This is a genomic window from Roseateles sp. P4_D2, from assembly GCF_056401875.1.
In genome coordinates this window covers 226,422-238,876 of the sequence record NZ_JBFUIM010000004.1, presented here as the reverse complement: position 1 = coordinate 238,876, position 12,455 = coordinate 226,422, and the positions used below count along the sequence as shown (strand labels likewise).

Genomic DNA, 12,455 nt, shown 5'->3' with positions numbered 1-12,455 from the left:
ATGGGCTTCGCGGAGACACCATGCCGGTCCTCAATACCCAGCTCAACCCCCGCTCGGCCGACTTCAAGGCCAATGCGGACGCGATGCGCGGCCTCATTGACGACCTGAACGCCAAGCTCGCCAAGATCGCCCAGGGCGGCGGCGACGCCGCGCGCGCCAAGCACACGGCCCGCGGCAAGCTGCTGCCGCGCGACCGCGTCGAGATGCTGCTCGACCCGGGCACGCCCTTCCTGGAACTGGCGCCGCTGGCGGGCCTGAACCTGTATGACAACGCGGCGCCCGGCGGCGGCGTGGTGGCTGGCATCGGCCGCGTGTCGGGCGTGGAATGCGTTGTCGTCTGCAATGACGCAACCGTGAAGGGCGGCACCTACTACCCCATCACCGTCAAGAAGCATCTGCGCGCGCAGGAGATCGCCCAGCAGAACCGCCTGCCCTGCATCTACCTCGTGGACAGCGGCGGCGCCAACCTGCCGAACCAGGACGAGGTCTTCCCCGATCGCGACCATTTCGGCCGGATCTTCTTCAACCAGGCCAATCTGTCCGCCGAAGGCATTCCGCAGATCGCCGTCGTCATGGGGTCCTGCACGGCGGGCGGCGCCTACGTGCCGGCGATGAGCGACGAGACCATCATCGTCAAGAACCAGGGCACCATCTTCCTGGGCGGCCCGCCGCTCGTGAAGGCGGCCACCGGCGAGGTGGTCACGGCCGAGGACCTGGGCGGTGGCGACGTGCACACGCGCCTTTCGGGCGTGGCCGACCACCTGGCCAACAACGACACGCATGCGCTGGCCATCGCCCGCCAGTCCGTCGCAAGATTGAATTGGACCAAGGCGAGCCCACTGGCGATGCAGGAACCGAAGGCGCCGGCGCACGACCCCGCCGAGCTGCACGGCGTGATTCCCACCGACACGCGCAAGCCCTTCGACATCCGCGAGATCATTGCCCGCATCGTCGACGGCTCGGAGTTCGATGAGTTCAAGGCCCGCTACGGCGCGACGCTCGTCTGCGGCTTCGCCCACATCGAGGGCATGCCGGTGGGCATCGTCGCCAACAACGGCATCCTGTTCGCCGAGAGCGCCAACAAGGGCGCTCACTTCATCGAGCTGTGCTGCCAGCGCAAGATCCCGCTGATCTTCTTGCAGAACATCACCGGCTTCATGGTCGGCCGCAAGTACGAGAACGACGGCATCGCCCGCGCCGGCGCCAAGATGGTGACGGCCGTGGCCTGCGCCCAGGTGCCCAAGTTCACCGTCATCATCGGTGGCAGCTTTGGCGCCGGCAACTACGGCATGTGTGGCCGCGCCTACTCGCCGCGCTTCCTGTGGATGTGGCCGAACGCGCGCATCTCGGTGATGGGCGGCGAGCAGGCGGCCAGCGTGCTGTCGACGATCCGCCGCGACGCCATCGAAGCCAAGGGCGGCACCTGGAGCGCCGACGAAGAGGAAGCCTTCAAGGCACCGCTACGCCAGCAGTACGAGGACCAGGGCCATCCCTACTACGCGTCGGCGCGGCTGTGGGACGACGGCGTCATCGACCCCGCCGACACGCGCCGCGTGCTGGCGCTGGGGCTGTCGGCGGCGCTGAATGCGCCCATCCCTGAGACGAAGTTCGGCGTGTTTCGGATGTGATGCCCCCACGCCTGCGCTCCACGCTGACCTCGCTGCTGGTCAGCCTTACCGTTGCTGCCAACGCCGCCACGCAGGAAGACCTGCGGCGCGTGGACGCCGCGCTGCGCCATGCCGCGTCGCCGTGGTGCGGCCGTCTGGCTGAAATCGACGCGCAGGGCCAGCGCCGCTGCACCGTGTCCTTCGAGAGCGTGGGGCCGATCGGCGCAGGCAACGCGTTCGCGGTGTTCGACATGACCCGCATCTCCGATGAGTTGCTGGCCGTGCTGTCTGAGGACGAACTCGCCGCAGCGATGGGCCATGAGCTGGCGCACGTGGTGTTGGGTCACGGCATCTTCAGGATGCGCCGGCAGATCGCCAAAGCCCCAGACGAGGGGCACGCGATGATGCTGTCGCTCAGTGAACAGTTTGGTATCGAGCCCCACGCAGACACTCCTCAAGACCTGCGCGCCCAGGAGCTGGACGCCGACACGCTCGGCCTGGTCTTTGCCGGCTTGGCGGGGTACGACGTGCATCGCGGCGCGGCACTCTGGCGCACGGCCAGTCAACGCATTCCCGGCATGAAGTCGCATGGCGGGCCCACCCACCCCGACAACGCACGCCGACATGCCAACGCGGCCCAGGTGGCACACAACTTCTGCCGCGCGGCCGCCGCATCGCAGCCGCCCTGGCCCGCCACTGAACGGCTGCTGCCTCGCTACGAGCTGTCGCGCGATGAAGCCGCACGTCAGCTCGATCCGGCCCGGCTCAGCCGCGCCTGCGGCAAGCCCAACCCAGCCCGAATGCTGAAGGGATGACGAGATGGTCACCATCCGCCCGCTGAGCAGCAATGACTGCATGCAAACGCTCACCACGCTGCTGCACCTGTCCTACGCCAGCCTCGCGGCCCAAGGCTGGAACTTCACCGCCGTTGACCAGAGCGTCGACGTGACGCGTGAACGCCTGGCCGGCGCCCAGGGCTTCGTCGCCGAACGGGACGGCCGCTTCGTCGGCACGGTCGCCGTGCGCGGCCCCAAGCCTGCCGGCGAGGCCTACATCGCCGACCCACCGCCGCCGCTGTACACGACGGCTGGCACGGCCATCCTGTCCCAGCTGGCCGTCCACCCGGACTGCCGTGGCCAAGGCATCGCCGAGCGATTGATGGATGCCGCCGAGGCCTGGGCCTGCGAACAAGGTTTCGCCCGGCTCGCGCTGGACACCGCCGAGCCCGCCGTCGCGCTACGCCGCCGCTACGAGCGCCGCGGCTATGCCACCGTCGGCGGCGTGCAGTGGCAGGGCAAGACGTATGGATCCGTGTTGATGTGCAAGCCGCTTGGCGAGGCCGGCCGGACAATCCCGCACGTAAGCACATTGCCATGAACACCTGCCTGACCGTCACGATCGAGGGCCATGTCGCCCGCGTCACGCTGAACCGCCCCGAGGTGCGCAACGCCTTCAATGAGGTGCTGATCGGCGAGCTGACCGCTGCCTTCGCCGAGCTGGGTGACCACACCGACCTGCGCGCCATCGTCCTCGCCGCCGAGGGCAAGGCTTTCTGCGCCGGCGCCGACCTGAACTGGATGAAAGCCATGGCGAGCTACTCGTGGGACGAGAACCACGCCGACGCCACCAAGCTGGCCGACATGCTGTGGGCGATCTACAGCTGCCCGGTGCCGGTGATCGCTCGCGTGCAGGGCGACGTCTATGCGGGCGGCGTGGGGCTGGTGGCCTGTGCCGACATCGTCGTCGCGGTGGACACAGCGGGCTTCTGCCTCAGCGAGGCCAAGCTGGGCCTGCTGCCGGCCACCATCGGCCCCTATGTCGTCAAGGCCCTGGGCGAGCAGGCCTCACGGCGCTATTTCGTGACGGCGGAGCGCTTTGCCGCTGACGAAGCGAGGCGTCTGGGCCTCGTGCACGAGGTTGTCGCCGCTGATGCGCTGGACACGAAGATCGATGAACTCGTCGCCGCCGTCACCGCCAACGGCCCCGCCGCCGCGCGCGCCTGCAAGCAGCTCGTCAAAGACGTGGCCAGCCGCGAGATCACGCCCGAGCTGCGCGAAAACACGGCGCGCCGCATCGCCGACATCCGCGCCAGCGCCGAGGGCCGCGAGGGCGTGCAGAGCTTCCTGACCAAGACCAAGCCGTCCTGGTTGGGCGCCTGAGCCCATGGCCATCCTCAAGTACTCCTTCTCTCTGACGCCGTCTGCGGCGCCGGTTCCGGCCGCGCCCGAGGCACGGCATGAGTACGCCTATTCGGAGTTCCTGCTGGAACTGGCGGCCCGCTGGCGCCAGTTGCCGGTGCAGGACGACGACACGCTGAACTTCTTCTCGGACGAGGATGGCGCCGCCATCATCATCTCCGCTGATTTCTATGAGATCCCGGACGACAAGGCCCAGGGCCTGGCGGAGACCGTGGTTGCCAGCCGCCTCGAGGCCATCCAGAAGGCCAGCGCCGGGCCAGTCCAGGTGCTGCATCGGGCCATCAAGCCACACTCGGGCGGCGTTGGCCTGGAGTTGTCTTTCGCCGCGGAGGCGGAGAGCGAACACGTGCACCTCTACCTGGGCTACGTGACCTCCCGCAAGGTGCTGAACTTCTCCATGGTCTGCCAGCCCGGCCATGGAGCCGCTGCCTTGTTCAACGCGACAGTGTCGGGCTTTCGGCCGCGCCTGCCCTGACCCGCATGCCCCAGCTCGACGCCCTCCACCTGCTCGCCCTCGCCGCCGCCCTCGGCTGGGCCAGCGGCCTGCGCCTTTACCTGACGGTGCTGCTCGTCGGCATTGCCGGGCACTGGGGCTGGATCGCGCTGCCACCCGGGCTGCAGGTGCTGGCGTCGCCACTGGTGATGAGCTGCGCCGCGGCGCTGGCATTCGTCGAGTTCCTGGCCGACAAAATCCCCCTCGTCGACAGCGCCTGGGACGCGCTGCACACGCTGATCCGCATCCCCGCCGGCGCGGCGCTCGTGGCCGGACTCGTCAGTGGCTGGGCGGGCGACCATGGCCAGGCCTGGGCTGTCGTTGCAGCGCTGTTCGGCGGTGGCCTCGCGGCTGTGGCGCACACGGCCAAAGCCAGCACGCGCGCGGCCGCCAACACGTCGCCCGAGCCGTTCTCCAACATCGGCTTGTCGCTGATGGGCGATGTGGCCGTGCCGACCATGCTGTGGCTGGCCTGGGCGCACCCTTTCATCTTCTTCCCGCTGCTCGTCCTGGCCCTTGCCGTCATGGGCGCGCTGATCTGGCTGTGCTTCAAGTTCCTGCGCGCGCTGCTCAAGCGCGTGCGCCGCCCCTCTCCCGCATGACCTCTCCCTTCGATCTCGCCGCCCGCAGCCGCGCCGCCGTCTGGCACCCCTGCACGCAGATGGCGCGCCTGGCCGACGTGCCGCCGCTGCCCATCGCCCGCGGCGATGGCCCCTGGCTGTTCGACACCGACGGCCGGCGCTATTTCGACGCCAACTCGTCCTGGTGGGTCAACCTGTTCGGCCATAGCGACAAGCCGCTTCACGACGCCATCAAGGCCCAGCTCGACACGCTGCCCCATGTGATGCTGGCCGGCTGCACCCACGAGCCCGCGGTGCGGCTGGCCGAGCGGCTGTCGGCGCGCACCGGTGGCGCGCTGGGCCATGCTTTCTTCGGCAGCGATGGCGCCAGCGCCGTCGAGATCGCGCTGAAGCAGAGCTTCCACTCATTCAAGAACCGCGGCCGGCCCGAGAAGCGCGAGTTTGTCTGCCTGAAGAACAGCTATCACGGCGAGACGCTGGGCGCGCTCAGCGTGACCGACGTGCAGGTCTTCCGCGACGCCTACGACCCGCTGCTGATGCGCGCCCACATCATCGCGTCGCCGGATGGGCGCCTAGGCAACGAGGCCGAGGCTTTGGAAGCCATGCGCGCGTTGCTGGCCGAGCGCCATGACCAGATCGCTGCCGTCATCGTCGAGCCGCTGATCCAGGGGGCGGCGGGCATGGTCATGTACGCGCCGGCCTATCTGAAGGGCCTGCGCGAGCTGACGCACGAGTTCGGCGTCCACCTGATCGCCGACGAGATCGCCGTCGGCTGCGGCCGCACCGGCACCTTCTTCGCGTGGGAGCAGACGGGCGCGGATTGGCCGGATTTCATCCTGCTCAGCAAAGGCATCACGGGCGGCACGCTGCCGCTGTCGCTGGTGCTGACCACCGACGACGTGTTCGCCGCGTTCTGGAGCGAGGACGTCACGCGCGGCTTCCTGCATTCGCATTCCTACACCGGCAACCCGTTGGCCTGCGCGGCGGCCAATGCGGTGCTGGACCGCTTCGACGCCGGCCAGCTCGACGACAACCGCGCCCAGGCCGAACGGCTGACCCGCGCTTTCGCGCCACTGGCCCCGCGCGTGACCCATTTGCGCCAACGCGGCATGATCCTGGCCTTCGATGTGCCGCAAGCGCCACCACGCTTCGCGGAAGCCTTCCACCTGAAGGCGCGCGAGCACGAACTGCTGATCCGCCCGATCGGCAACACCGTCTACCTGATGCCCCCCTACCTGATCGACGACGCGACCGCGGCCTTTTTGGCCCAGGCCGTGACGGCGACCTTGAACGATGTCCTTGCTTGATCACCTCCAGGCCAAGCTCCACGCGATTGCCGCGCAGAGCCTGACCCGCACGCTGCGCCGCGCCGACAACGGCACCGCGCCCCGCCAGACCATCAACGGCCGCGAGCTGCTGATGTTCTGCTCCAACGACTACCTGGGCCTGGCCGCTGAAGGCGCGATTGCCGAGGCGATTGCCGAAGGCGCTCGCCTGTGGGGCGGTGGCTCGGGCGCCTCGCCGCTGGTCAGCGGCCACAGCGCCGCGCACGAGGCCGTGACCGACACGCTGGCACGCTGGTATGCACCGCACATCCCGCTGGCGCGAGCCATCGGCTTCTGCACGGGCTATATGGCCAACCTGGCCGTTGTGACAGCCCTGGGCGACGAGCACACCGAGATCTTCTCGGAGCAGCTGAATCACGCCTCGCTGATCGACGCCGCGCGCCTGGCCAAGGCCCAGGTCACGCGCTATGGCCACGCCGACGTGGCCGGCCTGCGCGCGCTGCTGGCGGCCAGCACCGCCAAGGTCAAGCTCATCGTCACCGACGCCGTGTTCAGCATGGACGGCGACCTCGCGCCGCTGCCGGCGCTGCTGGCCCTCGCCAACGAGTTCGACGCCTGGCTCATCGTCGACGATGCCCACGGCTTTGGCGTGCTGGGCGAAAAGGGCCGCGGCTCGCTGGAGCACTTCGGGTTGCACAGCGAACGCCTGATCCTCGTCGGCACACTGGGCAAGGCCGCCGGCCTCGCCGGCGCCTTCGTCGCGGCCCACGCCACCATCGTCGACTACCTGCTGCAGGCCGCGCGCAACTTCATCTTCTCGACCGCCTCCCCGCCGGCCGTAGAACATGCGCTGCTGACCAGCTTCGAGTTGATTGAAGGGCCGCTCGGTGCCGCCCGCCGTGCCAACCTCGTCGCGCTGCAAGCCCAGCTGCGCGACGGCCTGCTGGCGCTGATCGACCACCACCCGCGCCTGGGTTGGTCGCTGACCGACTCGGCCACGCCCATCCAGCCGCTGATCGTCGGCGGCAATGCCGAGGTCATGGCCCTGGCCGCCGCACTGGAGAGCGCCGGCCTGCGTGTGCCCGGCATCCGCCCGCCCACCGTCGCCGCGGGCACGGCGCGGCTGCGCATCACGCTGTGCGGCACGCACACCGCTGCCGACGTGGACGCGCTGCTGACTGCGCTGCAGCGCGCCGCGGCGGCTCAGGAGCAGGCCGCATGACCGCCTTGAGAAGAGGTTTCTTCATCACCGGCACCGACACCGAGATCGGCAAGACCGCCGTCACGGCCGGCCTGGCCCACGCCTTCGCGCAGACCGGCCGGCGCGTCGCCGCGCTCAAGCCCATCTCGGCCGGGCAGGACTTCATCGGCGGCCACTGGCTCAACGACGACGTCGAGCGCCTGCGCGCCGCCGGCAACCTGGACCTCACATCGGCCGAAGTCGGCGCGCTGCAGCTGCGCACCGCCTGCGCACCCCATATCGCCGCCCGCATCGAGAACGAGGCCATCGCCCGCGAACCCGTGCTGCACGCGCTGCGCACGGTCGCCTTCCGCGCAGACGTCGCCCTCGTCGAAGGCGTGGGCGGTTTTCGCGTGCCGCTCAACGACGAGTGGGACACGGCCGACCTGGCCACTGACCTGGGCCTGCCGGTCATCCTCGTCGTCGGCCTGCGCCTGGGCTGCATCAACCACGCGCTGCTGACAGCCGAGGCGGTGCGCGCACGCGGCCTGACGCTGGCCGCCTGGGTGGCCAACACGGTGGATGAGCGTCAGCCTCACGTCACCGACAATCTGCAAGCTCTGCAGCGCGGCCTTGCCGCCCCCTGCCTCGGCCATGTGCCGCGCCTGGCCCACGCCGACCACGCCACGATGGCACGCCATCTGTCGCTCGAACCTCTGCTCGAACACCTCCCAGCATGAACCAGATCCAGACCCTCACCCCCACCTCCGACGCCGACCGCCGCCAGGCCAAGCCCTGGACCGTGAGCGAGATCGCGGCGCTGTTCGAGCTGCCCTTCAACGACCTGCTGTTCCGCGCCCAGCAAGTCCACCGCGAGCACTTCGACGCCAACGCGGTGCAGCTGTCCACGCTGCTGTCCATCAAGACCGGTGGCTGCGAGGAGGACTGCGCCTACTGCCCGCAGTCGGCCCACTTCGACACCGGCCTGAAGGCCGAGAAGCTGATCCCGCTGGAAGAGGTCATGGAAGCCGCCCGCGCGGCCAAGCAGAACGGCGCGACGCGCTTCTGCATGGGCGCCGCCTGGCGCAGCCCCAAGCCACGCCACCTGGACGCCATCGGCGAGATGATTGCCGAGGTCAAGGCCCTGGGCCTGGAGACCTGCCTGACCGCCGGCATGCTGGAAGACGGCCAGGCCGAGCAGCTGAAAACTGCCGGCCTGGACTACTACAACCACAACCTCGACACCGCGCCCGAGTTCTACGGCCAGATCATCACGACGCGCACCTACCAGGACCGCCTGGACACGCTCGAGCGCGTGCGCCAGCAGGGGCTCAAGGTCTGCAGCGGCGGCATCGTCGGCATGGGCGAGACGCGCCGCCAGCGCGCCGGCCTCATCGCCCAGCTCGCCAACCTCGACCCCTATCCCGAGAGCGTGCCCATCAACAACCTCGTGCAGGTCGAAGGCACGCCGCTGGCCGGCACCGCGCCGCTGGACCCGCTGGAGTTCATCCGCACGATTGCCGTCGCCCGCATCACCATGCCGCGCGCCATGGTGCGCCTGTCGGCTGGCCGCGAAGACATGCCGGAGACCATGCAGGCGCTGTGCTTCCTCGCCGGTGCCAACTCGATGTTCTACGGCGACAAGCTGCTGACGACGAGCAACCCGCAGGCCGAGAAGGATCGTGCGTTGCTGGAGCGGCTGGGAATGCGCTGTTCGACGGAAGCCGAGCTGACGCCGTCGGACGCCGCGGCCAAGGTACAGGTCTGCACGCACTGACATGAAGCAAGCCCTCCTGCTGATTGCCGTCCTCGCGCTGTCCGGCTGCGCCTTTGTCTACGACCAGGTGCAGGACATCGCGCAGACCCAGTGCGCCGGCAATGGCAACGCGCAAGACCGTCGCGCCTGCGAGAAGCGCAACGCACCGGCCTATGACGATTACGAGGCCCGCCGCAAGCGGCTGCAGGAAGGTAACAAGCCGGGCTGACCGCCCTCGCCTGTTTACCTTGCCTCAGCGCCAGTGATCCTGGCCCCGCCTGAACAACCGTGTAGAAGGTTCACGAGACCGGAGACAAGAAGAGATGTTCAAGAAAATCCTGATCGCCAACCGGGGTGCTCGCGCCGAAGGCGCGGTCGCGCCAGCGACAAGTTGCGTGCTGGTCGGCGTAGCCGGACAGGCAGGCGAGTTCACCTCGGGAGCGCGCCATGTTTAAGAAGATCCTCATCGCCAACCGGGGTGAAATCGCCTGTCGAGTTGCGGCCACGGCCAAGCGCCTCGGCATTCAAACCGTGGCCGTCTACTCAGACGCTGACCGCGACGCACGGCACGTGCAGGCCTGCGACGAAGCCATCCACATCGGCGGCTCCGCACCGCGCGACTCCTATCTGCAGTGGCAGCGAATCCTGGAGGCCGCCCAGGCCACGGGCGCGCAGGCCGTCCATCCAGGCTACGGCTTCCTGTCCGAGAACGAAGCCTTTGCCCAGGCCTGCGCCGATGCGGGCCTCGTCTTCATCGGCCCGCCGCCCAGCGCCATCCTCGCGATGGGCCTGAAGGCCGAGTCCAAGCGCTTGATGGAAGCGGCCAACGTGCCGCTGGTGCCGGGCTACCACGGCGCCGACCAGGACCCCGTGCTGCTCAAGCGCGAAGCCAGCCGCATCGGTTACCCGGTGCTCATCAAGGCCAGCGCCGGCGGCGGCGGCAAGGGCATGCGCGCGGTCTACAACGCCGACGAGTTCGACGCGGCGCTGGCCTCGTGCAAGCGCGAGGCCATCAACAGCTTTGGCGACGACGCGGTGCTGATCGAGCGCTATGTGCAGAAGCCCCGCCACATCGAGATCCAGGTCTTTGGCGACTCGCACGGCGACTGCGTCTACCTGTTCGAGCGCGACTGCTCCGTGCAGCGCCGCCATCAGAAGGTGCTGGAGGAAGCGCCCGCCCCTGGCATGACGCAGGAGCGCCGCGCGCAGATGGGTGAGGCCGCCGTGGCCGCCGCCAAGGCGGTGGGCTATGTCGGCGCCGGCACGGTGGAGTTCATCGCCGAGCAGGACGGCCGCTTCTATTTCATGGAAATGAACACGCGGCTGCAGGTCGAGCACCCGGTGACGGAAGCGATCACGGGCCAGGACCTGGTGGAGTGGCAACTGCGCGTGGCTTCGGGCGAGCCGCTGCCGCTCAAGCAATCGGAACTGCGCATGCATGGCCACGCCATCGAGGCGCGCATCTGTGCCGAGAACCCGGACGCCGGTTTCCTGCCCGCCACGGGCAGGCTGGACGTTGCGCGCTGGCCCGAGCATGTGGCTTTCCAGCGAGGCAACGTGCGCATCGACGCCGGCGTGCGCGAAGGTGATGCGATCAGCCCCTTCTACGACTCGATGATCGCCAAGCTCATCGTCTGGGGCGAGGACCGCGCGCAGGCGCTGGCGCGGCTGGACCTGGCCCTGCGCGATACCCACATCGTCGGCCTGCAGACCAACGTCGCCTTCCTGCGCCGCTGCGCGGCCACGGCCTCGTTCGCGGGCGCCGATCTCGACACCGGCCTCATCGAGCGTGAGAAGGCGGTGCTGTTCGACCAGCCCGGCCTGCCACTGCGAGTCAGCGCGGCTGCGGTCATCGCGCACACGCTGGCTGTCGAGGGCACGCGGCAAAGCAACGACCCGTGGAGCGCCCGCGATGGCTGGCGTCTCTTCGGCTCAGCGACGCGGCGCTTCGATCTGGAGGCCGGCGGCGTGCATCACGAGGTTCTGCTGTCCCGCCACCACCGCGGCGGCATGACGCTGACGGTCGAGAGCGAAGCCATCGAGTTCGCGGTTCAGTCCGCCGACACCGAGACACATGAACTCTTCCTCGGCGCCGATCGCCTCCGCGTGAAGACCTATGCCCAGGGCGAACGCGTCGCCGTCTTCGCCGCGAACGGTTCCGCCGTGCTGACCGAGGTCGACCTCATCGCCCACGCGGGGGACTCGCCCAGCGAAGGCGGCCGCCTCACGGCGCCCATGCCCGGCAAGCTGATCGCCTTCCTCGCCCAAGCCGGCGACACCGTCACCAAGGGCCAGCCGCTGGCTGTCATGGAGGCGATGAAGATGGAGCACACCATCTCGTCGCCGCGCGATGGCAGAGTGGCGGAGCTGCTGTTCGCCGTGGGCGACCAGGTGGGCGACGGCGCGGAACTCCTCAAGCTGGAGGTCTGAGCATGGCCCTGCCCTCGCAAGTCAAGATCCTCGACGTCGGCCCGCGCGATGGGCTGCAGAACGAGAAGGAAAACGTCTCGACCGAGCACAAGGCGCGGCTCGTCGCGATGCTGCAGGACGCCGGTTTGAAGGAGATCGAGGTCACCAGCTTCGTCAGCCCGAAGTGGGTGCCGCAGATGGGCGACAACGCCGCCGTGATGGCGGCCATCGAGCGCCGCACCGGGGTGCGCTACTCGGTGCTCGTGCCCAACCTGAAGGGGCTGGAGCCGGCGCTGGCATCCAGGCCCGACGAGATCCTCGTTTTCACGGCCGCGAGCGAAGCCTTCACGCAGAAGAACATCAACTGCTCCATCGCCGAAAGCCTGGAGCGCTTTGCGCCGGTCATAGCAGGCGCACACGCCGCCGGCATCAAGGTGCGCGCCGCGCTGTCCTGCTCGCTCGGCTGCCCTTACGAAGGTGAAATCACCGCCGACCAGGTCGAGCGCGTCGTGAAGCCGCTGCGCGAGCTGGGCGTGGACGCGATCGACATCGCCGACACCATCGGCGTCGGCACGCCGCGCAAGGTGCAGGCGGCCATGGAGCGGGCGCTGAAGCACTTCCCGCTCGCCGAAGTGTCGGGGCACTTCCACGACACCTATGGCCAGGCGCTGAGCAATGTCTACGCGAGCATGGAACTGGGGCTCCACAGCTTCCACGCCAGCGTGGCCGGCCTGGGCGGCTGCCCCTATGCCAAGGGCGCGACCGGCAATGTCGCCACCGAGGACGTGGTGTTCCTGCTCAATGGTCTCGGCATTGAAACCGGCATCGACCTCGACAAGCTCGTGGACGCCGGCGCCTACATCTCCAACGTGCTGGGCCGCCCGCCGGTGTCGCGCGTGGCGCGCGCCGTGCTCGCGAAACGAGCGAGTTAAGCCCGCCGCGCCT

General features: G+C 68.9%; 14 protein-coding genes. All 14 read left to right on the top strand.

What is annotated here, in order from left to right; genetic code table 11:
• Positions 1 to 20: 20 nt before the first annotated feature.
• The 14 genes from AC1DW0_RS09165 to AC1DW0_RS09100 all read left to right on the top strand — a co-directional run bounded on the left by AC1DW0_RS09165 (position 21) and on the right by AC1DW0_RS09100 (position 12,442).
• The gene (locus tag AC1DW0_RS09165; protein ID WP_477945500.1) at positions 21 to 1,628 is read left to right on the top strand and encodes a carboxyl transferase domain-containing protein; all 1,608 of its coding nucleotides are present in this window, start codon (positions 21 to 23) and stop codon (positions 1,626 to 1,628) included.
• Positions 1,628 to 2,422 carry a M48 family metalloprotease gene (locus AC1DW0_RS09160; RefSeq protein WP_477945498.1) on the top strand — a complete coding sequence of 265 codons (795 nt, stop codon included), beginning with the start codon at positions 1,628 to 1,630 and terminating at the stop codon, positions 2,420 to 2,422. Before AC1DW0_RS09165 ends, AC1DW0_RS09160 begins: the two co-directional genes overlap by 1 nt.
• 40 nt (positions 2,423 to 2,462) lie before the next feature.
• Positions 2,463 to 2,984 carry a GNAT family N-acetyltransferase gene (locus AC1DW0_RS09155; protein ID WP_477945496.1) on the top strand — a complete coding sequence of 174 codons (522 nt, stop codon included), beginning with the start codon at positions 2,463 to 2,465 and terminating at the stop codon, positions 2,982 to 2,984.
• Positions 2,981 to 3,766, top strand: a complete 786-nt coding sequence (locus tag AC1DW0_RS09150) for an enoyl-CoA hydratase/isomerase family protein (RefSeq protein WP_477945494.1) — start codon at positions 2,981 to 2,983, stop codon at positions 3,764 to 3,766. Before AC1DW0_RS09155 ends, AC1DW0_RS09150 begins: the two co-directional genes overlap by 4 nt.
• 4 nt (positions 3,767 to 3,770) lie before the next feature.
• Positions 3,771 to 4,280, top strand: coding sequence for a hypothetical protein (locus AC1DW0_RS09145; protein WP_056205099.1), 510 nt, complete (start codon positions 3,771 to 3,773; stop codon positions 4,278 to 4,280).
• A 5-nt stretch (positions 4,281 to 4,285) separates the two neighbouring features.
• Positions 4,286 to 4,900, top strand: coding sequence for a DUF4126 domain-containing protein (locus AC1DW0_RS09140; RefSeq protein WP_457320126.1), 615 nt, complete (start codon positions 4,286 to 4,288; stop codon positions 4,898 to 4,900).
• A complete protein-coding gene (gene bioA / locus AC1DW0_RS09135; RefSeq protein ID WP_477945491.1) occupies positions 4,897 to 6,186 on the top strand; it encodes an adenosylmethionine--8-amino-7-oxononanoate transaminase in 1,290 nt (429 codons plus the stop codon). The genes AC1DW0_RS09140 and bioA overlap by 4 nt, the downstream gene beginning before the upstream one ends.
• Positions 6,173 to 7,387, top strand: coding sequence for an 8-amino-7-oxononanoate synthase (locus AC1DW0_RS09130; RefSeq protein WP_477945489.1), 1,215 nt, complete (start codon positions 6,173 to 6,175; stop codon positions 7,385 to 7,387). Before bioA ends, AC1DW0_RS09130 begins: the two co-directional genes overlap by 14 nt.
• Positions 7,384 to 8,085, top strand: coding sequence for a dethiobiotin synthase (gene bioD, locus AC1DW0_RS09125; protein ID WP_056205112.1), 702 nt, complete (start codon positions 7,384 to 7,386; stop codon positions 8,083 to 8,085). The genes AC1DW0_RS09130 and bioD overlap by 4 nt, the downstream gene beginning before the upstream one ends.
• Positions 8,082 to 9,122 carry a biotin synthase BioB gene (gene bioB, locus AC1DW0_RS09120; protein WP_477945487.1) on the top strand — a complete coding sequence of 347 codons (1,041 nt, stop codon included), beginning with the start codon at positions 8,082 to 8,084 and terminating at the stop codon, positions 9,120 to 9,122. The genes bioD and bioB overlap by 4 nt, the downstream gene beginning before the upstream one ends.
• A 1-nt stretch (position 9,123) precedes the next feature.
• Positions 9,124 to 9,330, top strand: coding sequence for a hypothetical protein (locus AC1DW0_RS09115; RefSeq protein ID WP_056205118.1), 207 nt, complete (start codon positions 9,124 to 9,126; stop codon positions 9,328 to 9,330).
• A 94-nt stretch (positions 9,331 to 9,424) separates the two neighbouring features.
• The gene (locus AC1DW0_RS09110) at positions 9,425 to 9,556 is read left to right on the top strand and encodes a hypothetical protein (protein WP_477945485.1); all 132 of its coding nucleotides are present in this window, start codon (positions 9,425 to 9,427) and stop codon (positions 9,554 to 9,556) included.
• Positions 9,549 to 11,531 carry an ATP-binding protein gene (locus AC1DW0_RS09105; RefSeq protein ID WP_477945483.1) on the top strand — a complete coding sequence of 661 codons (1,983 nt, stop codon included), beginning with the start codon at positions 9,549 to 9,551 and terminating at the stop codon, positions 11,529 to 11,531. The genes AC1DW0_RS09110 and AC1DW0_RS09105 overlap by 8 nt, the downstream gene beginning before the upstream one ends.
• A 2-nt stretch (positions 11,532 to 11,533) precedes the next feature.
• Positions 11,534 to 12,442, top strand: a complete 909-nt coding sequence (locus AC1DW0_RS09100) for a hydroxymethylglutaryl-CoA lyase (RefSeq protein ID WP_477945481.1) — start codon at positions 11,534 to 11,536, stop codon at positions 12,440 to 12,442.
• The last annotated feature ends 13 nt before the right edge of the window (positions 12,443 to 12,455 follow it).